This window comes from Blautia sp. St.27G3, from assembly GCF_059728505.1.
The window spans coordinates 1,151,532-1,175,624 of sequence record NZ_BAAGFO010000001.1 but is presented as its reverse complement, the minus strand read 5'-3'; the positions used below and the strand labels follow the sequence as shown (position 1 = coordinate 1,175,624).

21 protein-coding genes and 2 pseudogenes are annotated in these 24,093 nt (G+C 47.6%); 21 read left to right on the top strand and 2 right to left on the bottom strand.

Annotated elements, in window-relative coordinates:
- From AC6I2O_RS05560 to AC6I2O_RS05535, 6 genes are all read left to right on the top strand, one after another.
- Nucleotides 1-1,485, top strand: a complete 1,485-nt coding sequence (locus AC6I2O_RS05560; RefSeq protein WP_497742059.1) for an FGGY-family carbohydrate kinase — start codon at nt 1-3, stop codon at nt 1,483-1,485.
- Nucleotides 1,486-1,508: 23 nt separating this feature from the next.
- Nucleotides 1,509-2,225, top strand: coding sequence for a GntR family transcriptional regulator (locus tag AC6I2O_RS05555; protein WP_120390901.1), 717 nt, complete (start codon nt 1,509-1,511; stop codon nt 2,223-2,225).
- Nucleotides 2,226-2,431: 206 nt separating this feature from the next.
- Nucleotides 2,432-3,277 (top strand): class II fructose-bisphosphate aldolase, encoded by an 846-nt coding sequence (locus tag AC6I2O_RS05550; protein ID WP_120390900.1) that lies wholly within the window; start codon nt 2,432-2,434, stop codon nt 3,275-3,277.
- Between the two features lie 283 nt (nt 3,278-3,560).
- Nucleotides 3,561-4,046 (top strand): hypothetical protein, encoded by a 486-nt coding sequence (locus AC6I2O_RS05545; protein WP_120390899.1) that lies wholly within the window; start codon nt 3,561-3,563, stop codon nt 4,044-4,046.
- Between the two features lie 95 nt (nt 4,047-4,141).
- Nucleotides 4,142-5,320 (top strand): iron-containing alcohol dehydrogenase, encoded by a 1,179-nt coding sequence (locus tag AC6I2O_RS05540; RefSeq protein ID WP_497742058.1) that lies wholly within the window; start codon nt 4,142-4,144, stop codon nt 5,318-5,320.
- Complete coding sequence (locus AC6I2O_RS05535) at nt 5,310-6,680, top strand: aldehyde dehydrogenase (RefSeq protein ID WP_497742057.1); 1,371 nt, start codon at nt 5,310-5,312, stop codon at nt 6,678-6,680. Before AC6I2O_RS05540 ends, AC6I2O_RS05535 begins: the two co-directional genes overlap by 11 nt.
- Nucleotides 6,681-6,877: 197 nt before the next feature.
- Here AC6I2O_RS05535 and AC6I2O_RS05530 read toward each other — a convergent pair.
- A pseudogene (locus AC6I2O_RS05530) lies at nt 6,878-7,522 on the bottom strand (sialate O-acetylesterase).
- Nucleotides 7,523-7,834: 312 nt separating this feature from the next.
- Between AC6I2O_RS05530 and AC6I2O_RS05525 the strand changes: the two are divergent.
- From AC6I2O_RS05525 to AC6I2O_RS05465, 13 genes and pseudogenes are all read left to right on the top strand, one after another.
- Entirely contained in the window at nt 7,835-8,398 is a 564-nt protein-coding gene (locus AC6I2O_RS05525; RefSeq protein ID WP_497742056.1) for an HD domain-containing protein, read from the top strand.
- A gap of 53 nt (nt 8,399-8,451) precedes the next feature.
- Nucleotides 8,452-9,774 (top strand): aspartate kinase, encoded by a 1,323-nt coding sequence (locus AC6I2O_RS05520; RefSeq protein ID WP_120390896.1) that lies wholly within the window; start codon nt 8,452-8,454, stop codon nt 9,772-9,774.
- 11 nt (nt 9,775-9,785) lie between these two features.
- Complete coding sequence (locus AC6I2O_RS05515; protein ID WP_497742055.1) at nt 9,786-10,247, top strand: Na+/H+ antiporter subunit E; 462 nt, start codon at nt 9,786-9,788, stop codon at nt 10,245-10,247.
- Between the two features lie 14 nt (nt 10,248-10,261).
- On the top strand, nt 10,262-10,594 hold the full coding sequence (locus AC6I2O_RS05510) for a monovalent cation/H+ antiporter complex subunit F (RefSeq protein ID WP_120390894.1): 333 nt from the start codon (nt 10,262-10,264) through the stop codon (nt 10,592-10,594).
- Entirely contained in the window at nt 10,581-10,964 is a 384-nt protein-coding gene (locus AC6I2O_RS05505; RefSeq protein WP_120390893.1) for a monovalent cation/H(+) antiporter subunit G, read from the top strand. The genes AC6I2O_RS05510 and AC6I2O_RS05505 overlap by 14 nt, the downstream gene beginning before the upstream one ends.
- Before the next feature lies 1 nt (nt 10,965).
- Nucleotides 10,966-11,223, top strand: a pseudogene (locus AC6I2O_RS05500) (hydrogenase subunit MbhD domain-containing protein); the annotation flags it as partial.
- A 91-nt stretch (nt 11,224-11,314) separates the two neighbouring features.
- Nucleotides 11,315-12,286 (top strand): hydrogen gas-evolving membrane-bound hydrogenase subunit E, encoded by a 972-nt coding sequence (gene mbhE, locus AC6I2O_RS05495; protein ID WP_497742054.1) that lies wholly within the window; start codon nt 11,315-11,317, stop codon nt 12,284-12,286.
- A 1-nt stretch (nt 12,287) separates the two neighbouring features.
- Complete coding sequence (locus AC6I2O_RS05490) at nt 12,288-12,665, top strand: sodium:proton antiporter (RefSeq protein ID WP_120390890.1); 378 nt, start codon at nt 12,288-12,290, stop codon at nt 12,663-12,665.
- Nucleotides 12,665-14,173 carry a complex I subunit 5 family protein gene (locus tag AC6I2O_RS05485; RefSeq protein ID WP_120390889.1) on the top strand — a complete coding sequence of 503 codons (1,509 nt, stop codon included), beginning with the start codon at nt 12,665-12,667 and terminating at the stop codon, nt 14,171-14,173. Before AC6I2O_RS05490 ends, AC6I2O_RS05485 begins: the two co-directional genes overlap by 1 nt.
- A gap of 10 nt (nt 14,174-14,183) precedes the next feature.
- Nucleotides 14,184-15,689, top strand: a complete 1,506-nt coding sequence (locus tag AC6I2O_RS05480) for a complex I subunit 5 family protein (protein WP_497742053.1) — start codon at nt 14,184-14,186, stop codon at nt 15,687-15,689.
- 16 nt (nt 15,690-15,705) lie between these two features.
- On the top strand, nt 15,706-17,178 hold the full coding sequence (locus AC6I2O_RS05475; RefSeq protein WP_497742051.1) for a complex I subunit 5 family protein: 1,473 nt from the start codon (nt 15,706-15,708) through the stop codon (nt 17,176-17,178).
- A gap of 15 nt (nt 17,179-17,193) precedes the next feature.
- The gene (locus AC6I2O_RS05470; protein ID WP_120390886.1) at nt 17,194-19,311 is read left to right on the top strand and encodes a complex I subunit 5 family protein; all 2,118 of its coding nucleotides are present in this window, start codon (nt 17,194-17,196) and stop codon (nt 19,309-19,311) included.
- A 132-nt stretch (nt 19,312-19,443) separates the two neighbouring features.
- Nucleotides 19,444-20,124, top strand: coding sequence for a carboxylesterase family protein (locus tag AC6I2O_RS05465; protein WP_497742050.1), 681 nt, complete (start codon nt 19,444-19,446; stop codon nt 20,122-20,124).
- A gap of 1 nt (nt 20,125) precedes the next feature.
- Here the strand turns inward: AC6I2O_RS05465 and AC6I2O_RS05460 are convergent.
- Nucleotides 20,126-21,270, bottom strand: a protein-coding gene (locus AC6I2O_RS05460; protein WP_497741782.1) for an IS3 family transposase whose coding sequence is annotated in 2 segments (ribosomal slippage) — nt 20,126-21,027 and nt 21,027-21,270 — 1,146 coding nt in all. Because the reading frame shifts where the segments join, the coding sequence is not laid out codon by codon here.
- Here AC6I2O_RS05460 and AC6I2O_RS05455 point away from each other — a divergent pair.
- Together AC6I2O_RS05455 and AC6I2O_RS05450 are read left to right on the top strand one after the other, a co-directional pair.
- Nucleotides 21,178-22,314 (top strand): carboxylesterase family protein, encoded by a 1,137-nt coding sequence (locus AC6I2O_RS05455; protein ID WP_497742491.1) that lies wholly within the window; start codon nt 21,178-21,180, stop codon nt 22,312-22,314. The genes AC6I2O_RS05460 and AC6I2O_RS05455 overlap by 93 nt on opposite strands.
- A 175-nt stretch (nt 22,315-22,489) precedes the next feature.
- Nucleotides 22,490-24,049, top strand: coding sequence for a response regulator (locus tag AC6I2O_RS05450; RefSeq protein ID WP_147412225.1), 1,560 nt, complete (start codon nt 22,490-22,492; stop codon nt 24,047-24,049).
- Nucleotides 24,050-24,093 lie beyond the last annotated feature (44 nt).

The following is a 24,093-nucleotide window of genomic DNA, read 5'->3' as shown; positions in this document are numbered from 1 at the left end:
ATGAAAAGTCTGATTATTGTTGTGGATTTTGGAACATCCAGTGTAAAGGTGAATCTGATCAGGCCGGAGAACGGGGAAATTCTGTACACGTCCAGCAAACGTTATCCGGTATTTTCAGACGGAGCAGGTAGCGCGGAATTGTCTGCAGAGGAGATCTGGATGAACTCTGTTCTCTGCATGAAAGAGGCTTCGGAATTTATGGAGGCGGGCAGTTATGTGCCTGAGATTCTGACCTTTTCCTGGTTTGGAGACAATCTGCTTTTTGTGGACAGAAGCGAAGAAGCTTTGTCTGACATTGTTCTGTGTATGGACCAGAGGGGCAAAGAAGAAGCAGAAGAGTTTCAGCGTATTCGCACGGAAACAGAGTTTCTGAAGTGCAACGGCGGAATCCCGGACAGTTCCTCGATTGTTTCAACGCTTCTATATTTTCGGAAAAAGTATCCGGAAATTTTGCAGAAAACAAATGCGCTGTTCAGCAACCAGCAGTATGTTCTGAGTCGTCTGGGGCTGGAGCCGGTGAATGATGAAACAATGGCATGCAGAAAGGCACTGTTTGACCTTGAGGAGGGTAACTGGGACAGAACGCTTCTGGAAGAACTTGGTCTGGCTGAGGAGATGATGGGCAGAACGGTATCCTGTATGGAGGTGCTGGGAGAAATCAGTTCCTATGGAGATGTCAAGCTTCCAGGTTCGGTGAAGGTTCTTCCGGGGCTGCATGACTGTGAGGCTGGCTTTGTGGGAATCGGAGTGAACAGAAGCGCTCCGGATGTACTGGGAAATGTGACAGGAACGTACGATCATTTTGGTTATTTGTGCGGGATGGATGAATTAAAAAAAGGATTTTTTCAGTATAAAGGCGGCGGCTTTGTAGCGAACCGGATGGGTTTTGACGAGGCATATGCAGTTGTGGGAGCCGTTCCGGCGTATGGACTGTTTGTGGACTGGATCATTACAGGATTATTTGGTCGAAATGGAGCCAACATGACAGAGTATTGGAAAAACGCTGAATTTAACGGAAAAAATAGCATTAAAATTATCCCCCATATTATGGAAAATAACTGTATAATAAGTAATATAGGGATAAATACAGGCCAAAATGAGATATTTGAGGCAGCCATAGAAGCATTGACCTTTGAGTCAAAAATGAAATTCAATCAATGTGCAGAAAGCTTCGGGCAGGATATTCGAAGGGTACGGATTGGCGGAGGCACAGCCAGAGCGGAAAAATGGAATCAGCTAAGGGCAGATGTGTTGGGGGTAACCGTGGAATGCGTACAGAATCATGAGGTATCTTCGCTTGGAACCGCATTGATTGCTGCTGTGGCAGCAGGCATTTACAGCAATACCAGGGAGGCCGCGTCCCATATGATAAGGGTGACAAATGTATATGAACCGGATCAGCGTCTGCAAAGCCAGTATGCGGAACAGTTTCAGGAGTATACAGAACGAAAAGAACAGTTCACCTGCATCAGAATGAAACACTAATCAGAACAGGCGGAGAGAGAAGCATGGAATTAAGCATTGACAAAAGCAGTCAGATTCCGATTTATGCACAGATTGTAGATTGTGTAAAACGGGGAATTGAGGACGGACAGTTTCAGCCGGGAAGTAAGATGCTGTCAGAAACAGAAATACAGAATCAGTATGGAATCAGCCGGGTGACCGTAAGAAAAGCCTATACAGAGCTGATGGAAGACGGATATCTTGTCCGGAAGCAGGGGAAGGGAACCTTTGTGAAGGATATCCATTTTCAGGAGAATCTGTCAGCAGTCAGCTTCAGCGATACGTGTCGAAAGCTTGGGTTTGAGCCGAGCAGTAAATTGATTCGAACTGGTTTTACAGGGGCGACAAAGCTGGATGAGAGGGATCTTGGGATCAGCGCAGGGGGGCAGGTAGCGTTTATGGAACGTATTCGTTTTGCTGACGGCGTTCCGGTGCGTCTGGAACGTAATTATTATGCGGAGGCCTACAGGGACATCATTTATGAGGATCTGGAAAAGTCTGTTCATAAAATTTTGCAGGAAAAATACGGACTGAGTAATCCGCGAAAGCTGGATTTTACAATTGCGATCGGTTATGCAAATGAGGAAGAGGCAAAGTTGCTTCAGATCGAAAAGAAATCCCCGCTGCTTAAAGTACACGGAGTGCTGAAAAACAGCAGGGGGCAGGGGGTATACCGTTCAGAGATGTTACATTTACCGGATCGCTGCGTTCTTGCCGTATAGCCTTATTGCCGGAAGGTTGCATATTATAGTCTGATAAAATATATAAAAATAAAATATTATCAGAAAATATACATAAAAGAATGTATAGTGTATTTTTTGTACGATTTTTTCGGGATTTTTCCACGGTGACTGCAATAAAATCTTGTCGATGTTAAATTTTTAAATTTTGAAAGAAATAATAAACAACTTATGAAGGAGGGCTTGTTATGGCTTTAGTAAATTATAAAGAAATTTTTTCCTATGCGAAGGAACACAGACTGACAATCGGAGCATTCAACTCGGTTAATATGGAGACCTTGCAGGCAGTGGCTTCGGCGGCAGATCAGATGAATGTGCCGCTCATTATTCAGACCTATCATGCACACGTGGATTATGCAGGCGCTGATTACATGCAGGCAATCGCAGATGCAGCTTCAAAAAGATTAAATACGAAGCTGGCAATGGGATTGGACCACGGTCGGTCTTTTGAGCAGGCAAAGCTGTGTATTGATAACCGCTATTCGGGTGTTATGATTGATTTGGCTTCAGAGGACTATGATTATAATGTAAGAGAAACACGCAGAGTTGTGGAGCTGGCACATGCCAGGGGCATATCTGTGGAAGCGGAACTTGGAACAATCTCAGATGCAGATCGGACGCTGGAGGAAATTGCGGCGGGCTATACGGACCCGAAGGTGGCAAGGGATTTTGTTGCAGATACTGGTATTGACTGTCTGGCTGTTTCGATTGGTACAGCACACGGTATTTATAAGTATCAGCCGAAGATTAATTTCGAGCTTCTTGGCGAGCTGCTTGAGACGGTTCCGTGTCCGATTGTTGTCCATGGCGGGTCGAACACACCGGATGAAGAGGTGGAAGAAATGGTCCGTATGGGAATTGCAAAGTTAAATGTAGGTACGGATTTCTTCAGAGCTTATAATCAGGCGATTTACGATTTCCAGAAGGAATTCGGCACAGATGCAGAAATTACAGATCTCATGAGAGCAGCGCGTGAAGCAGTTGAAAAAGTAGCTTTACATAAACTGAGCATTCTGAGCAAATTCAGAAGATAGCTACAAACGAACAGCGATCATGACTGAGGAACAGGGGGAGTTGCATTTTGCAACTGTCCCTTTTTTATCGTATAGGAAACTTCGGCTCCCATACGATAAAAGCCTCCGGCAGGATGCGCAGCTTCGCGCGCGGAACAAAAGCTGTGCTCTGAAATTTATTGACTCGCGAGGTGTGCGAAGCACACTTTTGTTCTATCGGCTTGACAGTCTTTCTTGGGTGCAGTAAAATAATGTGAAGTGTCAATAGTTAACAAAATGAACTATTTAACGGAGGGGCGTTAGGATGAAAAGAGAGCTTCAGACTCAGGTAAATGCTCTGATTTTGCAGGTTTTGTTCCGGGGATTCCGGGTATTGTATAAGCATGATGGGCGTGTCAGAAAGGAAATGGATGCGTGGAAGGACGGGCTGACTTTGAAGCTGGTCTGTGGGCCGGGCGGTGCAGTGCTGGCGTTGCGAAAAAGTGAGCGGACGGGAGTGGCAAAGTTGCATCGGGCACAGCGGACGGCGATTACGATGCGATTTAAATCTGTGGAGGGTGCATTCCGTGTTCTGACGGGACAGATGAGTATATCGGAGGCGTATGCGGCGCATTTTTTTACGCTGGAGGGTGACATTTATCAGACGATGAGTTTTGTGCGCTGTGTGGAATATGCGGAGGCCTATCTGTTTCCACGGTTCTGGAGTAACCGGATTTTAAAAGAGGTGCCGGAAAAAGAGCTGAGTGCGCTCCAGGTATATGCGCTTGCTCTGCTAGAAAACGGACGATAACGGACCGGTTGGGGACGCTCCTGCCAGGAAGTTTTAGAGCCTTTGGGCAGGCTGGTTTCAGGGAAAAGAGCAGGATAAAAATTGAGGTGATTGTTATGAATTATTTTGAGTTTACAAGTCCAACAAAGCTGTGCTCCGGGCAGGGAGCTCTTGACAATCTGGCATATGAGCTTCAAATTCTAGGCGCCAGTCATCCGATGGTGCTAAGTGACGCAATGCTCGAAAAAATTGGAACACTGAAACGTGTGACAGACGCACTTTCAGAAATGCAGATCGGCCGTATTTTTACGGATATTCCGCGGGACAGCAGTATTGAGACAGTAAACAGGATTGCGAAGGAATACCGGGATTTTGGCTGTGATGCGCTTGTAGCGCTCGGCGGAGGCAGCGTGCTTGATACTGCGAAGGGGGTACGGCTTCTGATCAGTCAGGATGTAGATGACCTTCTGGAGCTGATGGGTTGCGAGTGCGTTCCGAAGGGAAAGCCAGTTCCGTTTGTGGCGATTCCGACAACGGCGGGCACTGGAAGCGAGGCGACAGCAGTGGCTGTGATCAAAAATCCGGGGCTAGGTATCAAGATGGAATATATTTCACAGCAGCTTGTGCCGGATACGGCGATTCTTGATCCGCGGATGACGGAAACACTTCCGGCGCGTATTACGGCCTCTACCGGGATGGATACGCTTTGCCATGCGATAGAAGCCTTCAGCTGTCTGCAAAAGAATCCGGTCAGCGACGCATATGCCATAGCGGCAATTGGACTTGTCCGGGACAATCTTCTGCGTGCGGTGCGCTTTGGGAGCTCCAGGCAGGCACGTTGGGCAATGGCGAACGCAAGCTTTCTGGCGGGAGCAGCGTTCAGTAACAGTATGGTAGGCGTGGTACATGCAATCGGGCATGCGCTTGGGGGCGTCTGTCATGTACCGCATGGCGACGCGATGAATATCCTGCTTCCGGCGGGGATGATGTTTAACTGTAAAAAGTGCAGGGATGACTATGGAGAGCTGCTGTTGTACCTGGCTGGTTCACAACTATATAGGAAGACCCCGAAACAAAAGCGTGCGAGAGCAGCAATCGAAGAGGTTTTGCGAATGAGAGAGAAACTGCATCGCTTGACCGGGTTGCCTGTGACGCTGAAGGAGGCGGGAGTGGACCCTGCCAAATTCCCGGAGGTGGCGAAAGCGGCGTTGAATGACGGTGCAGTGATTGTTAATCCGCGGCAGGTGACGTATGACGCAGTTATCCGGATTCTGGAGGTCAGCTATGGAAATTGAGATGCTGGTAAAAAAACAGAGGGCATACTTTGAAAAGGGAAAAACAAAGGAGGTTCCGTGGCGAATTGCCGCTTTGAAGACGCTGAAAAGGTCGATTTTGCGGTATGAGAAAGAGATCGGGGATGCGCTTCAGGCAGATCTTGGGAAATCAGCTACGGAAGCTTATATGTGCGAGACTGGACTTGTTCTTTCTGAGCTTACACATATGATTGGACATCTGAGACGTTATGCGGGGGAGCGCCGGGTGCGGACGCCCTTGGCGCAGTTTCACGCCAGAAGTTTTGTTTCACCCGAGCCGTACGGTGTGACGCTTGTGATGTCCCCGTGGAATTATCCTTTTATGTTGTCCATGGAACCTCTGATCGGGGCGATTGCTGCTGGCAACTGTGTGATTGTAAAGCCAAGCGCTTATGCTCCGGCGACTGCGGATGTAATTGAAAAAATCATAGAGGACTGTTTTTCTTCGCATTTTGTGGCAGTTGTAAAAGGTGGGCGTGCAGAGAATGCGGCGCTCCTGGAGCAACGGTTTGATTTTATATTTTTTACGGGCAGCGTCCGGGTGGGACGCCTTGTCATGGAGAAGGCTTCTAGGTATCTGACGCCGGTCTGCCTGGAGCTTGGAGGAAAGAGTCCGTGTATTGTGGACCGCACAGCAAATCTGCGTCTGGCTGCAAAACGAATTGTGTTTGGAAAATATCTGAATCTCGGCCAGACGTGCGTGGCACCGGACTATTTGTTTGTTCATGAAGAGGTAAAGGAAGCTCTGCTGAAGGAAATCAAAAAATGTATTCATCAGCAGTTCGGGGAGCGGCCTCTGGAGAATCCCAATTATGGCAAAATCATTAATCACAAACATTTTGAACGGCTGCTTGGACTGATGAAGGGTACCCAGATTTATGCGGGTGGGGCATTTTGTGAGGAGACACTTCAGATTGCGCCGACAGTACTGACGGATATTGCCCCGTCAGATGCCATTATGCAGGAAGAGATTTTCGGTCCGTTGCTTCCAGTTCTGACGTTCCGGGAGATTTCAGAGGTTATCACGTATGTGACGAAGAGGGAAAAACCGCTTGCGCTCTATCTGTTTACAGGGAGTAAAAAAACAGAGCGCCGGATTTTGAAGTTTTGCAGCTTTGGCGGCGGATGTATCAACGATACAATTATTCACCTGGCAACAAGTAATATGGGCTTTGGCGGAGTGGGCGGAAGTGGCATGGGAAGCTATCATGGCCGTGAGAGCTTTGAGCTGTTCAGCCACCGCAGAAGCATAGTAAAAAAATATACCTGGCTGGATCTGCCGATTCGTTATCAGCCTTATTGTGGGTGGAAGGATTTGTTGTTGAAAGTATTTTTGCGGTAGGAAGAGAAATGGGGACGAACTCAGGTAACAGGTACAGGCGGAGGTTTTGGCAAACAAGTCACCTCCGCCTGTACCTGTTATCTGAGTTCTGACTATGACAGAGCGTTTGGAACGGGTGGAGTTTATATATCTATATTGATCGATATATAAATACATTGACGCTGGTCTATAATAGATTGTATGATCTGATGTTCTCTTTACAAATTTTTCACAAATTCTTCATAGGTTATTTGGCCTGAGGCAAATTTCGTCATTTCTAGATATTTTTTTTCATTTTTTGTGTAAGGCCTGTTGATACAGAGATTGAGCAGTTCCATTTCGTTTTCCATGGGAGGCAGAAGGTTTTCTTGTTTTGAAAAGGCTTCATAGTATCGTACACCAAACGTTCTTTGAGAAGCAGCATTGATGTGAATGCCATCCGGGTTGGATGACAGTCCGCTTGCTGTCACGAAATAGCAGTTTTTCACAATAGGTCTGATAGTTTTTTCCGTAACTGTCATTCTCTCCCTGATGCCATAAAATTGCAATCAGTTCGCTGTCCTGTATGGAAAATTTTGTCTGGATGACTGCATGCCTGAAAAGTGTTTGATCAACAGCCAGCCATCCAGGGAACTTCCACCTTCTGCACAGGGGATCAATCCAATCATATCTTCTTTATGTTCCAGGCACCACATTGCGGCAAAAGAGCCTGCGGGGCCAACTCCGGCGACCGGCCTGTCATAGTTGATGGGCTCTGCCATCATCTGCCATCTGCCGTTGCGGAGCATTTGAATTCTTTCATTGCAAATCATGGGCACTTCATTAAGAAATCCACGTCCGGCCATGTTTGACTGACCAATCATTAATACAGATTTCATCTTATATAGTTCTCCTTATATTTGAATTTTATGTAGCTGTGCGGATATTACGATCATCAAGTAAGTGGTTACTGCATGATTTTATCATGTGCCTTAATGGGTGGCAATACTGTTTTGGGGCCTGCATATAGAAGTAGATATTAGAGAATGTGCGAAAGGGAGCGATGAGGTATCACGCAGGCATAAAAGCAACAGAAAGTGTGAAAAAATGGGAATTATCTGGTAATTTCTGCAAGAAAAAGAAAAAGTAGATTTTTTTAAACAGAAGTGCTATGATAGGCGGCGGAGGAAAATAGTATGGAACAGAGAGAGTTTCTTGACTTTCTGTCGGTCGCGGAAAAGCTCAAATGTAATACGAGACATTCGTGGACCAGCAGCGGACGGCATGAGAGTGTGGCGGAGCACAGCTGGCGTCTGGCCATGATGGCATATCTGCTGAAGGATGAATTTCCGGGGGTGGATATCGGACGTGTGATTGTCATGGCACTGTGGCACGATATGGGTGAGGCAGTGACGGGCGACATTCCGGCCTTTCTGAAAACGGAGCAGGACGAAGCGGCGGAAGATGACGCAGTGGCAGGTCTGCTTGAATGTCTGCCGGAGAAAAAGCGTGGCGAGGTAAACGCGTTGTTTGCAGAAATGCACGCACAGCAAACCCCGGAAGCGAGGCTGTATAAAGCACTGGATAAATTGGAGGCGTTAATTCAACATAATGAGGCAGATTTGTCTACGTGGCTGCCGTTGGAATATGATCTTCAGATGACGTATGGGACAAAGGAATGTGAGAACTTTCCTTATTTAAAAGAGCTGCGTGATCTGGTCCGGGAGGATTCCCGAAATAAGAGCTTACAGAGGCCCTAACGTCTGGTGTGGATGAATGCGGCGACAGAAGGAATGGGAGAGCAGGAGAAAATATGAAAAAAAGTCAGATTGTTGTGGCGAAGTTCGGGGGAAGCTCGCTGGCAGATACCGGACAGTTTCGAAAAGTAAAGGGGATTCTGGACGCAGACCCCGCAAGACGGTATGTGGTTCCGTCTGCGCCGGGAAAGCGCGGCAGTGCGGATGAAAAGGTCACAGATCTTCTGTATCGGTGCTGTGAGAAAGCGGGCGCCGGTGAGGATTATGCGGCTGATCTTATGAAAATTCGGATGCGCTATCAGGAGATTGCGGCTGGTCTGGGACTTGAGATTTCGTTGGAAAAAGAGTTTGCAGTGATGGAACAGGCTTTGGCCGATGGCGCTGGGGCACAATACGCGGCGTCTCGCGGCGAATATCTGAATGGCATTTTGCTGGCTGCATATCTTGGTTTTGAGTTTGTGGATGCAGCAGAGGTGATCTGTTTTGATAAGGATGGACGTTTTGAAGCTGAGCGAACGAACGTTTTTTTGAAAGAGCGGCTGATGGAAATAGAAAGAGCAGTGATTCCGGGGTTCTACGGAGCAGATGATGCGGGAAGCATACATACCTTTTCAAGAGGCGGTTCTGATGTGACAGGCGCTTTGGTTGCGCGGGCTGTGCAGGCAGATTTGTACGAGAACTGGACCGATGTTCCGGGATTTCTTTTGACAGATCCGGGGATTGTGGGACATCCGAAAAAAATTGATGCCATGACGTATGCGGAATTGCGGGAACTTTCATACAGGGGAGCGACGGTACTTCATGAAGATGCTGTCTTTCCGGTGCGGCGGGAAGGTATTTCGATCCGTATCTGCAATACCAATGATCCGGGCGGTACAGGTACGCTGATCTGCCGGGAGACTTCGCCGGAGAACGAGGAGACAATTACGGGAATTGCAGGGAAGAAAAATTTTGTGGCGATCAGTATTGCCAAAAACCGGATGAATGCACAGCCGGGGTTTTGCAGAAAGATGCTGGAGGCATTTGAGGAGAATGCAATTGCTTTTGAACATATGCCTTCCGGGATTGACACGATCAGTGTGATTCTTTCGCGGGAGGAATATAATAGAAAGAAGGAAGCGCTTATGGATTCCCTTAGAAGGCTGTTGCAGCCGGATAAGATCACTGTGGATGAGGACATGGCGCTTGTCACAGTGGTCGGAAAGGGGATGCGATCTCAAAGTGGTATTGCGGCGCGGTTTTTTACTGCACTTGGAATGGCAGGGGTCAATATTAAAATGATTGACATGGGGTCAAATGAGATTAATTGTACGATCGGCGTTTCCAATCAGGATTTTGAGACAGCCATACGGGCACTTTATGACGCACTGGTGGAATAGGGAGGAAAAGTATGTATCTGTTGTATTTTGTGCTATGGGTTATTTTTAACGGACAGATTACTCTGGAAATCTGTCTGTTCGGGGTTGTGATTGCAGCGCTTATGTTTGCATTTACCTGCAAATTTATGGATTACAGTCTGGAAAAGGAAAAAAATGTGCTCCGAAAGAGCCTCGGGTTCGGAAAGTATGTGATTGTTCTGGTCTTGGAAATTGTGAAAGCGAATTTTGCTGTTATGCATATGATTCTTTCAGAACGTGAAGAGCTGGAGCCCGTGCTGGTCAGTTTTCAGTCTGATATGAAAACACCGACAGGTCGGGCGTTCCTGGCAAATGCAATTACGCTGACTCCCGGTACGATTACAGTGGCCTTAGAGGAATCTGAGTATGTGGTGCACTGTCTGGATGTGGGGCTGGCTGAGGGAATGGACGATTCAGTGTTTGTCGAAATGCTTTCAAAGCTGGAACAGAAGTAAGGGAGGTTAGAAAAATGGGAAATGGAATACCGGGCCTTGCGCAGGCGTATCACGGACTTTTTGCAGTTGTTCTGGTATTTTTGGCTCTAATGTTAATGCTCTGTCTGATTCGTGCGATTATCGGTCCGCGGATTGCAGACCGGATTGTGGCAGTCAATATGATGGGAACCATGGTTATGGTCATCATTGCCATTCTGGCGCTGATGTTGCAGGAGGGATATCTGGCCGATATCTGTCTGATTTATGCGATGATCAGTTTTCTCGCTGTCATTGTATTAACCAAAGTATATATGGGCGTATACCTGGAACGAAAGGAAAAGGAGGAGAAAAAAAATGGCGGTCATTGAGTGGATTCAGTTTCTGGCCGGAGCATTTTTGCTTCTGTTTGGACTTGTTATTTTTGTTATTGAGATGGTAGGTGTTTTCCGGTTTAAATATGTGCTGAACCGTATGCATGCGGCTGCAATGGGGGATACGCTCGGCATAGGATTTTCGCTGGCCGGACTGATTGTGATGAACGGATGGAATTTTACCTCTTTGAAACTGTTTTTCGTGATTGTCTTTCTGTGGTTTGCTTCGCCGACTTCCTCGCATCTGATTGCACGTCTTGAGGTGACGACGGATGAAGAACCGGAAAAGCATTATCAGAAGCTGACCATGCAGGATGTAAAAGCGTACGCGGCTGAAAAGGCAGAGGTCGCAGGGAAGGAGGAATAGCATGCAGGTGTTTACATATATTTTACTTGGTTTTCTTGTCGTCTGTGCTGTTTCTGTAAGTCTTTCCAAAAATTTGATGAATTCAATCCTGATTTATATGTCATACAGTCTTGTAATGTCTGTGATCTGGATTTTGCTGGAGTCCCCGGATCTTGCGATTACGGAGGCGGCAGTCGGCGCCGGAATTACAAGCGTGCTGTTTTTTCTGACACTGAAGAAGATTCACGCCATGGTGAAGGAAGACGAAGAACCGGAAGAAAAGGTACAAACGGAGCAGGTTCCGGCATCCGAAAAAGACACGGAGGCAGGAATGGAATACAAACCAGGACAGGGAAAGGAGGCGGTATGCGATGAGTAAAAGAATATCTGACGAGCGCTATGAAAAGACAAAATCTTACCGCCTGAAGCAGTGGCTGGATGGAACGAAGGATCTGTATCTTGACGCAGTTGAGATGAGGGAACAGAAGCCTTTCAAGGAAGACAAAAGGCTGGTTGAAAAACGGAAAAAGGAAACACAGCGCCGCTTTGCACGTCTCTATGATGTGGAGCACAATGCGGAGATGCGGATTTTTCGGAAAATTTATCGGGTGTTTTCTGTTTTGTTCTGTGTATTTCTTGTTCTGATGCTGTTAACCGCAGTCTCTCATCTGCCGGTGGTCGGAAATCCTGAAAACCCAACGAACAATGAGGTGGCACAGCGCTATATTGAGAGTGGACTGCAGGAGACGGGAGCTGTCAATATCGTTACGGGAATGATTCTGGACTACCGTGCATTTGATACGCTCGGCGAGTCGCATGTGCTGTTTATTGCTACATGTACGGTTTTGATTCTGCTTCGTATTGACCGCAAAAAGGGGAAGAATGAGCCTGATCCGGCGTTGGAAAGTGACCGGGTCCATGAGCCTAAAAATGACGTGATTTTGCAGACTGCGGCCAAGATCCTTGTTCCGCCGATCGTCATTTTCGGTATTTATGTGATTCTGGGCGGACATCTTGGGCCGGGCGGTGGTTTTTCAGGCGGTGCGATCATTGGTGCGGGCTTGATTTTGTATCTGAACGCATTTGGATTTGAGAAGACAGAGCGCTTTTTTACGGCGAAGACGTACAAAAAGCTCAGTTTCACGGCTCTGGCGTGCTACAGTCTGTCGAAATGTTATTCTTTTTATACGGGAGCCAATCATATTGAAAGTGTGATTCCGCTTGGAACACCGGGGGCGATTCTGAGCAGCGGACTGATTCTGGTGCTGAATATCTGTGTCGGCGTTGTGGTAGCGGGAACCATGTATACATTTTATGTGATGTTCCGGAAAGGGGGATATTGAGATGAATCTTGCAAATTTGCTGAACAATTATGAAGAAGCGGTGGCGATGATTCTGTTCGGTATCGGATTTTCCAATCTTCTTCTACAGAAAAATCTGATCAAAAAGATCATTGGATTAAATATTATGGATACGGCAATGTATCTGTTTTTGGCTTTGAAAGGCTATGTGGGGGGCCATAAAGCTCCGATTGTGGTAGATGGAGTGCAGAGCGTGGAGGCGTATATCAATCCGATTCCGGGCGGACTTGTGCTGACCGGTATCGTGGTATCTGTTTCTGTATCAGCGCTGATGCTGTCTCTGACCATTCGTCTGTACCGAAGATATCACACGCTTGATCTGGATGCGATCACGACACAGCTGAAAAAGGAGGGACTGTAATGGCTTTTGTACAGAATCTTCCGTTTATCTCAATTATTCTATCCCTGTTTGCAGGTCCCCTTTCTTCTATATTAAGTGGGAAAAAAGCAAAGTGGATAAATTTGGCTGTGATTACGATCATCGGGTGTATGTCGGCAGCTGTATTAGGGTTTGTGTTGCAGAGTGGCAAACCTTATGTCTATATGATGGGTCACTTTCCGGCTCCCTGGGGTAATGAGATACGTGTGGGACTGCTGGAAGCGTCCATGGCGCTGTTTTTCTGTGTTGTTATGTTTCTGTGTATGCTGGGTGGAAGCAGGGAACGCAGTCTGGAGGTGGAAGAGCCGAAGGAGAATCTGTATTATGTAATGGTAAATCTGCTGCTTTCTTCTTTGTTGGCGCTGATTTACACAAACGACTTGTTTACGGCATACGTATTTGTGGAGATTAATACGATTTCTGCCTGTGGGCTGATTATGATCCGGCAGAATGGCCGTACAATCGAAGCAGCGACGCGCTATATGATTATGAGCCTTCTCGGTTCCGGTCTGTTTTTGCTTGGTATCTGTTTCCTGTACGATGTAACCGGGCACCTGTTGATGAGTAATATCAAGGAACAGGTAACGCTTCTGAGTGAATCCGGAACGTATCACATTCCGCTGCTGGTATCGCTTGGACTGATGTCGATTGGCCTTGCGATCAAAAGTGCCCTGTATCCATTCCATGCATGGCTGCCGGATGCGTACGGGTATTCGACGTTGTCTTCCGCTGCAATCTTGTCTTCGCTTGTATCAAAGGGCTACATATTTCTACTGGTTAAAATTTTCTACCGTGTGATCGGATTCGACGTGGTGCGTGACAGTAAGGTCATCAATGTACTGTTTGTATTTGGTATCATCGGTATGATTATCGGCTCGATTGATGCGATCAAGGAGAGTAATATCCGAAGGATGATCGCGTATTCCTCGATTGCTCAGATCGGCTATATTTATATGGGCTTTGGTCTGGGAACGACAGCGGGCGTGATTGCGAGCGTATTCCACATCGTATCCCATGCGGCGACGAAGGCACTGCTGTTCGTGGCGGCATCGGGCCTGACAGATGCTTCGGGAGACAGTACGGATTTCTTTGATCTGACCGGAGCGGGTTACCGGAACAAACTGGCCGGTGTGGCGTTTACGGTGGGTTCGTTGTCTATGGTAGGTTTTCCGATGTTTGCCGGCTTCATTTCGAAGCTGCTGTTTGCGCAGGCGGGTGTGGAAAGCAGTCATAAGATGCTCATGACTTTGGTTGCACTGGCGATCAGTACGGTGCTGAATGCCGTTTATTTTATGAAAACGGTGATCCGTATCTACACTCCAGAGTGGAAGGCAGGAATCGAGAAGAAGAATTTCACGAAGGTGACAGCAATGCAGCAGCCGGCAAAGTCGGTGGCGCTTGTTTGTTTTATTCTGTTGAATCTGGTGCTCGGACTTGGTTCGGAACCGATTATCCGGCTGTTTGAAAATGGGCTGAAGATGTTTGCATAGGAGGAGAAAAATGAGTGGTTTGATGTTACTGCCGGTGTTTTTACCGATACTTGCCGGGAGTGGTATTCTGGTCTCTTCGGTGACAGCAAAACAGAAGAAGGCTCCGGATTTGACGGAAGAAGCGCGAAATAAGCTTCATCTGTTTTCGGCAGCTGTTCTGGTGGTTTCAGCTGTACTTGCGATTGTGCTTGCGTGGTCCGGTGATCTCAGTTTGACGCTGTTTTATTTGATGAAGGATATTCCGGTCTTTTTTCATATAGATGGGATTGGAAGAGTATTTGTTACTGTGATCAGCGTGGTATGGACTGCAATCTGCATTTATTCTTTTGTTTATATGAAGCATGAAGGCGGAGAATGCCGGTTTTTTGGTCTTTATCTTGTTGTATACGGAGTACTGGTTGCACTGACTTTTTCCGGTAATCTTGTGACCATGTATCTGTTTTATGAACTGATGACGCTGACTTCCATGCCTCTGGTTTTGCACAATGGCTCCAGAGAGGCGATTATGGCGGCGCTGAAGTACCTGTTCTATTCGATGTGCGGTGCGTACCTCGGACTGTTCGGAATTTTTTTCCTTTACCGGTATTGCAGTTCGCTGACCTTTACACCGGGCGGAACACTGGACCCGGTACTTGCATCGGGACATGAAGGCATTCTTCTGATCGCTGTTTTTGCGATGCTGCTTGGTTTTGGGGTGAAAGCAGGTATGCTTCCCCTGCATGCATGGCTTCCGACTGCGCATCCGGTGGCCCCGTCCCCGGCTTCTGCGGCGCTGTCCGGTATTATTGTAAAATGTGGTGTTCTTGCGATTATCCGCAGTGTTTATTATATTGTAGGACCGGATTTTATTCGTGGTACATGGGTGCAGACGGCGTGGATGGTGCTTGCGCTGATGACGGTATTTTTGGGTTCTATGCTGGCATTCCGGGAGCCGGTGCTGAAAAAGCGTCTGGCCTATTCCACAGTCAGCCAGATTTCGTATATCCTGTTTGGATTATCCGCACTGTCTCAGACTGCAATGACAGGGGCGCTGCTGCATGTGGTGTTCCATGCATTTATTAAAAGCACACTGTTTCTGGTTGCCGGTATCGTCATTTTTCAGACTGGCAGAACAAAAGTGGAGGAGCTGCGCGGCCTTGGCAAAGAAATGCCAAAGACCCTGTGGTGCTATACGTTTGCTTCTCTGGCGCTGATCGGAATTCCGCCTGCAAGTGGTTTTGTCAGCAAATGGTATCTGGCACAGGGCGCGTTGGAGGCGGAGATCGGCATTTTTAGCTGGCTTGGTCCGGTCGTACTTCTGGTCAGTGCACTTTTGACGGCCGGTTACCTGTTTCCAGTGACGATGCACGGATTTTTCCCAGGTAAGAGTGGGGCGCAGAATGTATGGAAAAAGCAGGAACCGCCTTACAGGATGCTGCTTCCGGTTGCATTTCTGGCGCTGATGGCTGTTTTGCTCGGTGTTTTCCCGAATCCGCTGATTCAGTATTTTGGGCAGATCGCGGCATCGGTACTGTAGGAGAGGGGGAAAAAGAATGAACGCGGCAATATTTGCAGTTGTAATACTGTTACCAATTCTGGCAGGCGCGCTGATTCCGCTGCTGCCGTTTCGAAACAGAACGTGGATGATGGTTTATACGGAGGCGGTGGTGCTTCTTACTTCCGGACTTGTTTTCCTGACGTTGCTCAACCGGCCGGAGGAGGCTTTCGTACTGTTTCGGTTTACAGGAAATCTTTCTATCAGTTTCCGACTGGATGGTCTGGGCACAGTGTTTGCCGGACTTGTGTCGGTGCTGTGGCCTTTGGCCTCTTTGTATGCGTTTGAGTATATGAAGCATGAGGGGCATGAGAAGATCTTTTTTATGTTTTATACCATCACATATGGTGTGACGCTTGGCATTGCACTGTCAGAAGATATCGTGACAATGTATTGCTTTTATGAAATGCTGACCCTGGTTACCCTGCCTTTGATTATGCATACGCTTACGAGGGAGGCAGTGCTGGCGAGCAGGACTTATCTGTACTATTCACTTGGCGGCGCAGCGTTTGCTTTTATCGGGATGATCTTTATTCTGAGCTATGGAAGTACCTCGAATTTCGTGCCGGGTGGTGTGCTCAGCGCGGCGGTGCTCGGAGATAAGAGAAGTTGGGTTCCGCTTATTTTCCTGCTTTGCTTCTGGGGCTTCAGTGTGAAGGCGGCGCTGTTTCCGTTTTCTTCGTGGCTGCCGCAGGCAGGTGTCGCTCCAACACCGGTTACAGCTCTGCTTCATGCGGTGGCTGTTGTAAAAGCAGGAGCCTTTACGACAATGCGGATTACGTATTACAGTTTTGGAACAGAGTTTCTGAAGGGAACCTGGGCCCAGTATGTATTGATGGCAGTGATTGTTTTTACGATTGTATATGGTTGCAGCCGTGCCCTGAAGGAGACGCATCTGAAGCGGCGTCTGGCATGGTCTACGGTCAGCAATCTGTCGTACATTTTATTTGGCGTGATTTTGATGACGCCGCTCGGGCTGGTAGGCGCGCTTTCTCATATGATCTTCCATGCAGTGATTAAGATTTGCTCCTTTTTCTGTGCCGGTGCGGTTATCTACAAAACCGGAAGGAATTATGTGCATGAGCTGAACGGTTTTGGGCGGAGGATGCCGGCTGTGTTCGGGATTTTTACGATTTCATCTTTGGCGCTCATGGGAGTTCCGGGTCTATGCGGTTTTATCAGCAAGTGGAATCTTGTGCGTGCGGCAGTGGCAAGCGAAAATCCGCTGGCTTACGCCGGAGTTGCGGCGCTTCTGATTTCAGCGCTTCTGACCGCGATTTATATGCTGTCCATTTCGGTTCGGGCATTTTTTCCGGGCAGGAATTTTGATATGAGTACCATTCAGGATGTGGAAGATCCAAACTGGATGATGTTGCTTCCGCTGGTATTGTTTGTGATTCTGATGTTTTATTTCGGACTGCACAGCGGTCCCGTAGTGGGCGCGCTGGAATCCATTACGGCAGTTTTATAGAAAGGGGGAACTGATATGAATTCAAATGCAGCTTTGGCGTTTCTGGTATTTTATCCGTTCCTTGCCGGTTTGTTGTGCTATGTGGTGGGCAGAATAAGCGACGGGTGTGAGAATGGGGCGGATGCCGCAAAATACGGGATGCGCCGCGATTATCTGGCTGATTTTTCTGTGATTCTGGAATTAGTGATTGTACTGCTGCTTTTTGCAGTTTCCGGTCCGCGCGTGGCAGCCGGGGTTGCGGAGGAGTTCTTTGTACCAGGCATCTGTGGGTTTGGCCTGCATTTTTCACTGGACGGTTTTCGCTTGGTCTATGTGGCGGTTGCGGCGTTTATGTGGATGATGACAACGATCTTATCGCGGGAATATTTCGCGCACCATGAAAACCGGAACCGGTTTTATCTGTTTTTGCTTTTCACGCTTGGCGCTACGATAGGCGTATTTTTATCGGCAGATTTGTATACGACTTTTATTTTCTTTGAGATTATGTCATTTACTTCCTATGTGTGGGTTGCGCAGGAAGAAAACGAGGCTTCGCTGCGGGCTGCCGGGACGTATCTGGCGGTCGCTGTGATCGGCGGCATGGTTCTGCTGATGGGAATTTTCCTGGCATACCATTATCTCGGAACAGTTTCAATCAGCGAACTGCTTCCAGCAATCCGTAGCTATCAGGATAACGGCGGAGATATGAAAGTGATGTATGCGGCAGGCGCATGTATGCTGTTTGGTTTTGGCGCAAAGGCAGGCGCTTTTCCGTTGCATATCTGGCTTCCGAAGGCGCATCCGGTTGCCCCGGCCCCGGCTTCGGCTCTGCTGTCCGGCATTCTGACGAAAACGGGAGTGTTTGGAATTCTCGTAGTCAGCAGTCAGCTTTTCCTGCATGACCCGACATGGGGTATGCTGATTCTGGTGATCGGCGTTGTGACGATGTTTGGCGGCGCTTTGCTGGCAGTCTTTTCAATTGATCTGAAGCGGACGCTTGCCTGTTCGTCGATGTCGCAGATCGGATTTATTCTCGTTGGCGTCGGGATGCAGGGGCTGCTCGGCGAGGAGAATGCGCTGGCAGTTCATGGAACCATGCTGCACATGATCAACCATTCGCTGATTAAGCTGGTGCTGTTTATGGCAGCCGGCGTGGTTTATATGAATGCGCATGCGCTGGATTTGAACAAAATCCGTGGCTATGGCCGCAGAAAACCGCTTCTGAAAGGTATTTTCCTGACAGGTGCCCTGGCGATTGGCGGTATTCCTGCTTTTGGCGGATATGTCAGTAAGACATTGCTTCATGAGAGTATCGTGGAGTTCGGCGGCGGCTTTGGAATGCAGGCAGTGGAATGGATTTTTCTGTTTTCCGGCGGGTTGACGGTAGCTTATATGACAAAGCTGTTTGTCGCTGTTTTTGTGGAAGAGAATGAGAGCAGGGAACTTCAGCGCAGATATGATAAAGAAAAAAGTTATATGAACCGTGAGAGTACATTTGCACTTGCAGGAAGCGCAGCGGTGCTTCTGGTGTGGGGACTTTTTGCACACGGTCTGATGGATCGGGCTGCACAGCTGGGACAGAGTTTTATGAATCTGGAGGAGTTTGGACATGTGGTTTCCTACTTCAGCCTGAAAAACCTGTCCGGAGCCGGCATTTCGATCGTGATCGGAGCTGTGGTCTATCTGTTCTTTATCCGGACTGTGCTTATGGAAAGGGAACGAAAAGGAGTACGCGTTTATGTGGACCGCTGGCCGTCGTGGCTTGACTTGGAGAATATGCTTTACCGTCCGGTGCTGCTGAAGTTTCTGCCGGTTGTATGCCAAGTCATCTGTCGGATTTTCGACAGCCTGCCGGATCTTCTGGTGGTTGGCCTGCGCAAATCAATATACCGGGACAGCCCTCTGCCGCATGAACTTCCGGAAGGTACCGTATTTACACTGGCCGGCGGTCGGATCGCCAACTTCTGGCAGAGCATCGGAAACCGTCTCTGGAACCGGAAGCATCCGGTTCATAAGGATTATGTCCATATTCTGGCGCTGCGCAGGGCAGAGCTGAATGAAAACAATATGATCATCGGCAGAAGCTTGTCATTCGGTTTGTTACTGGTCTGTGTTGGCCTCAGTTTGACGATTGTTTATATTTTGTGGTGGTAGGCTGCAAAAGAAAACCAGCAAATATTTGCATACAAGAACAAATTTTTCGGACTGTTTCGTTTCCGGTCAGATTGTTATAATAAACTCACCTTAACGGGTGAGTTTATTTCAAAATCCAAAGGAGTGAAGAACATGAAAAACATGAAGAATTGGAAATGTGCAGTTGGAGTAACTGCTGCAACAATGCTTTCTGCTATGATGGGAGTCTCTGCATTCGCAGCGGAGTACGATGCAAACAACCCGCCGATCACAGCTACGGCACAGGGGCAGGTTATGGGATTTATGGACGAGGATACGTATACGTTCCTTGGGATTCCCTATGCAACGGCTGAGCGTTTTGAGGAACCGCAGACGGTAGAAGCCTGGGAGGGTGTAAGAAGCGCGCAGACCTATGGAACCGTTTCGCCGATTCCAGATCAGACCTCTGTTGGTTCTGACGAGATGGTATGGCCGCACCGTTACTGGATCCAGAATGAAGACTGCATGAACCTGAATGTATGGACACAGTCCCTTGATACTGAGGCAAAGAAGCCGGTTCTGGTATTCTTCCACGGCGGCGGATATACAAACGGTTCTTCCGTTGAGTCCAGCGCTTATGATGGAAAGAACCTGAGTGACTACGGCGATGTTGTAGTAGTTACCGTAAACCACAGACTGAATGTACTGGGCTTTTTGGATTTGACTGCATATGGAGATGAGTATGCAGGTTCCTCGAACCTGGGTATCAAGGATCTGGTGGCGTCACTTGAGTGGGTACAGGTGTTGTGGTCAAGCATTTTTGTAACGCTTATGACTAAAAAAATCAGCTTTTAATTTAAGATGCAAACCGTACCTGATAAGGGGTGCGGTATCCATTATAGCTGTGAGGGCGGATGTGATTATACGTGACATAAGCAAATTCTTCCACTGCCCGATACAGTGCCTCCTCTGTCTGGAAATCGTACAGATTCACACATTCATTTTTCAATGTATTGAAATATCTTTCCATAGGGGCGTTGTCATATGGACATCCTGCTTTGCTCATACTCTGTGTCACATGGACAGATTCACAGAATTCTACAAATGCCTTTGACGTATACTGGGAACCCTGATCGCTGTGGAGTATCAGTTCTCCATTGATCCGGGACTGTGATTCCAGTGCTTTCTTCAAAGTCCGGATAGCAAGACTGCTGGTGATCTGGCGGTCTGTCTCGCTTGCAATGACACTCCGGTCATACAGGTCAACAATGCTGCAATTGTAGCGCACTTCTCCATTTTTCAAAAACAGATACGTGAAATCTGTACACCACTTCTGATTCGCCCTGCCTGCACAAAACTTTTGCTGCAGCCTGTTTTCAAAGATTTTGTGCGGTTTTTCACGCCGGCAGCCCGGTTTCTTTGGGCGGACAAGGGAATACAGCCTCATTTCCGTATTCATGTACTTATGTACGGTAACCGTGCTGTAATGGCAGCCCCTGCGCGCCAGATAGACAGTCATGGTCCGGTATCCTGCTACCCCGTTATGCACATGGTAAATTTCCCTGATCTGCGCTTTTACTGCTTCTTTTTGGGCATGATAAGCCGCCTTCCGGTGTTTCCGGTAGTTGTAATACGCATTCGGACAGATGCCAAGCCGCCTTAGCAGCCAGCGGACCCCGAATTCTCTGTGATGTTCTTCTATAAACCGATAAGCCTCTAATCGATTTCTTTTGCGAAGAATGCCGCTGCTTTTTTTAGAAACAGGTTCTCCTTTCGGAGCTCCTCATTTTCTCTTTTGAGCTTAAGCATCTCCTTCATGTTATCATACTCTGTTTTTGTATCGGGGCTTGTCCGGCATTCTTCTTTGAATTCATTGCACCAGCGGCGCAGCGTTTCTTTGGAGATGTTATACTCCGCGGTGATGCTTTTGATTGTTCTTCCTTCTTCCAAACGGAGACGGACAATCTTTTTCTTAAACTCGGGAGTGTAATTCTGTGGCATAATAGGTACCTCTTTTCTTGTGATTTTGATTATATCTTATTAGCCACTTCTGTTACAACCTTACTTTATCACAACAAGGAAAATATCGCGAACTTTGGTGGAGATCCGGATAATGTAACAATCTTTGGCCAGTCAGGCGGCGGCGGAAAGGTTACCACTCTGATGCGTACCCCGGCCGCAGAAGGTCTGTTTGATAAAGCAATGTGCATAAGCGGTATCGCTGGTGGCAGTGCAAAAGAAGATGAGCAGAAGGTGGCGCCGCTGCTGCTTGAGAAGCTTGGTATGGAAGAGTCTCAGATAGATGAGCTGAAAAATGTAGATTACCATGATTTGATTACTGCCGCAACGGAAGCAATCGGAGAAGTAGGTCTGTCCTGGGGACCGGAAAATGACGGCGAGTATATTCTGGATGATTACTGCGACTGGGCAAACGATATTCCGTTCATCGCCAGCACCGTATTCAGTGAATTCGATTATAACTGGATGGTGGAAGGTCCGAACAAGAATGAGTGGACTGATGAAGAGGCTATGGAGAAGTTGACAGAAAAGTATGGCGACAAGGCAGAGGCATTTGCAGAAGAATTCCAGAAGGTATTCCCGGGCAGAAAACTTGCAGACGCATACTTCTATGATGCATACTTGAGCTGGGCAGCAATCAGCAGACAGGGCGTAGAGGGTGTTCTGAATGACAAGTTTAAGAATTCAAACGCTCCGGTTTATGAGTATCTGTTTGACTATGAGGCTCCGGTTAACGGCGGTACCCTTGCTTTCCACTGCTGCGACCTGATTTATCTTTTCCACAATGTGGATATTCCGGTTGTTACACGTGCGACAGGCGGAGATGAGACCGCACACAAAGTGCAGGATGAAATGGCCAGCGCACTTGTGGCATTTGCAACGACGGGAGATCCAAGTACAGAGAAGCTTGAGTGGAAGCCATATACTCCGGATGAGAAGAATATTATGGTATTCTCTGATGACAGCAGCTGCAAGATTCTGAATGATGAACAGCTCTACACACTGGCTGAGGAAGCTTCCAAATAATCAGGCTGTGTTAGGGTGAGAAACTGATGGTACGAAATTATATCCGGACAGCTGTTGTTGCAAAGCAGCAGTAAAATCAAAGGATAGAAAGAAATGAGTGAATACAGGGCTGACGTATATTTGCGCAGCCCTGTTTCTGCATGTGAGTATCATTTACACCAAAGGAGCAAATCATATGAAGAGTTCCAAGAAATTTAGTATCCTGATTGCAGATGATGAAGCATTTGAGTGCCGTGCATTGGAGATAATCCTGCAGGATAGTTTTTCCAATATTGAGCTGCTTCCCAGTGTGTATAACGGTACGGAGCTGCTCCAGTCAGGGGAGAAGGAATGCCCGGATATTATCATTACGGACATTAACATGCCTGGTCTGAACGGTCTGGATGCGATTGAGATACTGAGAAAGAAATTCGTTCAATCACGGGTAATTATTAATACAGCATACAGTGAATTCGATTATGCCAGAAAGGCGATTGCACTGGGGGCTTCCAGCTTTCTGGTAAAACCACTGGAAAAGGAGTTGTTCCTCAAAGAGATAGTCAAGGTGATGAAGGAGATTGAACGGGAGAGAACCCTGGAGAAAAAGGCTCTGGCTGATACGGACTCCTTTCGGAAAATACTGGATGTCGCGGGAAAAGAAGTGATTTCCTCTGTCATTCTGGGAAAATCCAATGAAGAAGAGCTACATATCTGGCTGGAGCACATGGGTCATACCTATTGGGGCGGCGTATTTGTGGTTGCCAGAGTGAGCGGAGACTTCAGTTTGCAGGAATTGAAGCGGATTGCAGATCGCATCCTCAGAGATTACTGCACGTTTGTGACAAAAATCTATACAGATATGCTGATACTGTTCTTTTTTCCGGGAGAACGCGTGGGTCATAGCAATTATGAAAGCTGGATTGCAACATTGCTGTCCAGACTGACAGATGCAATGGAAGAGGAAGATAGGGACAGAGTTCGGTTTGGTGTGGGCCGTTGGCGATACGATTATGAGGAAATGACAGAGGCGTACCAGGAAGCAGTATCTGCACTAGACACACAAAAGCAGGATGCGATTGGATACTTTGAAACGAATCTGCATTTTTTCCGCGTGGAGCAGAGTTCTTTTAAGTTGACCGACAATCTGGTCAGCGCACTGCGGGCGCAAAATATGGAAGGGTGCAGAGCACTGCTGATCAGGCAAATAGCGCTTTGGGAACGTACCGGGAGTACGGACAATCAGATAACAGTAGTGTTGTCGCTGATTATCCAGCGGTGTTCCAGACAGATTTGCGGACACAATATTTTTTCCTGGCATCAGATCAGGGCGAAATTGCTTTCCGTATCTACTGCGGAGGAAATTACGGAGACGATACTGGCCTGTTTTCAGAATCTGCTGCAGATAGAGGACTTGGGCAATAACCGTGTCTGTTACGTGAAGGATGCCCTTGCATTTATCGAGGAGAACTACGAGCGTGATATTTCCCTGGAGGAAACCGCGGCCAAGCAGGGACTCAGTTCCTTTTATCTGAGCAGGCTTTTGACTCAATGGCTCCAGACGAGCTTTGTAGAGTTGCTGACGAGTGCCAGGATTAATAAAGCAATTGAACTGATTCAGGAGGATGATGCAAAGGCCAAAAACCTGAGTGCTCGTGTTGGATTTCAGTCTCCTGCCTATTTTTATAAGGTGTTTAAAAAGAATACAGGGATGACGGTAGGGGAAATGCGGGAGTTTTTGACAAAGCCGGTCGCATAGGAGAGGCTCAGGCATACCGGTAAGTGAAAAACGGTCTTTTGGAG

What these genes read in the sequence shown, in the direction of transcription:
- AC6I2O_RS05540 (WP_497742058.1), top strand. Translation starts at nt 4,142, where the DNA reads ATGAATTATTTTGAGTTTACAAGTCCAACAAAGCTGTGCTCCGGGCAG.
- AC6I2O_RS05505 (WP_120390893.1), top strand. Translation starts at nt 10,581, where the DNA reads ATGGCGGTCATTGAGTGGATTCAGTTTCTGGCCGGAGCATTTTTGCTT.
- AC6I2O_RS05515 (WP_497742055.1), top strand. Translation starts at nt 9,786, where the DNA reads ATGTATCTGTTGTATTTTGTGCTATGGGTTATTTTTAACGGACAGATT.
- AC6I2O_RS05525 (WP_497742056.1), top strand. Translation starts at nt 7,835, where the DNA reads ATGGAACAGAGAGAGTTTCTTGACTTTCTGTCGGTCGCGGAAAAGCTC.
- AC6I2O_RS05560 (WP_497742059.1), top strand. Translation starts at nt 1, where the DNA reads ATGAAAAGTCTGATTATTGTTGTGGATTTTGGAACATCCAGTGTAAAG.
- AC6I2O_RS05475 (WP_497742051.1), top strand. Translation starts at nt 15,706, where the DNA reads ATGAACGCGGCAATATTTGCAGTTGTAATACTGTTACCAATTCTGGCA.
- AC6I2O_RS05550 (WP_120390900.1), top strand. Translation starts at nt 2,432, where the DNA reads ATGGCTTTAGTAAATTATAAAGAAATTTTTTCCTATGCGAAGGAACAC.
- AC6I2O_RS05480 (WP_497742053.1), top strand. Translation starts at nt 14,184, where the DNA reads ATGAGTGGTTTGATGTTACTGCCGGTGTTTTTACCGATACTTGCCGGG.
- AC6I2O_RS05535 (WP_497742057.1), top strand. Translation starts at nt 5,310, where the DNA reads ATGGAAATTGAGATGCTGGTAAAAAAACAGAGGGCATACTTTGAAAAG.
- AC6I2O_RS05465 (WP_497742050.1), top strand. Translation starts at nt 19,444, where the DNA reads ATGAAAAACATGAAGAATTGGAAATGTGCAGTTGGAGTAACTGCTGCA.
- AC6I2O_RS05555 (WP_120390901.1), top strand. Translation starts at nt 1,509, where the DNA reads ATGGAATTAAGCATTGACAAAAGCAGTCAGATTCCGATTTATGCACAG.
- AC6I2O_RS05490 (WP_120390890.1), top strand. Translation starts at nt 12,288, where the DNA reads ATGAATCTTGCAAATTTGCTGAACAATTATGAAGAAGCGGTGGCGATG.
- AC6I2O_RS05485 (WP_120390889.1), top strand. Translation starts at nt 12,665, where the DNA reads ATGGCTTTTGTACAGAATCTTCCGTTTATCTCAATTATTCTATCCCTG.
- AC6I2O_RS05470 (WP_120390886.1), top strand. Translation starts at nt 17,194, where the DNA reads ATGAATTCAAATGCAGCTTTGGCGTTTCTGGTATTTTATCCGTTCCTT.
- AC6I2O_RS05450 (WP_147412225.1), top strand. Translation starts at nt 22,490, where the DNA reads ATGAAGAGTTCCAAGAAATTTAGTATCCTGATTGCAGATGATGAAGCA.
- AC6I2O_RS05510 (WP_120390894.1), top strand. Translation starts at nt 10,262, where the DNA reads ATGGGAAATGGAATACCGGGCCTTGCGCAGGCGTATCACGGACTTTTT.
- AC6I2O_RS05545 (WP_120390899.1), top strand. Translation starts at nt 3,561, where the DNA reads ATGAAAAGAGAGCTTCAGACTCAGGTAAATGCTCTGATTTTGCAGGTT.
- mbhE (WP_497742054.1), top strand. Translation starts at nt 11,315, where the DNA reads ATGAGTAAAAGAATATCTGACGAGCGCTATGAAAAGACAAAATCTTAC.
- AC6I2O_RS05520 (WP_120390896.1), top strand. Translation starts at nt 8,452, where the DNA reads ATGAAAAAAAGTCAGATTGTTGTGGCGAAGTTCGGGGGAAGCTCGCTG.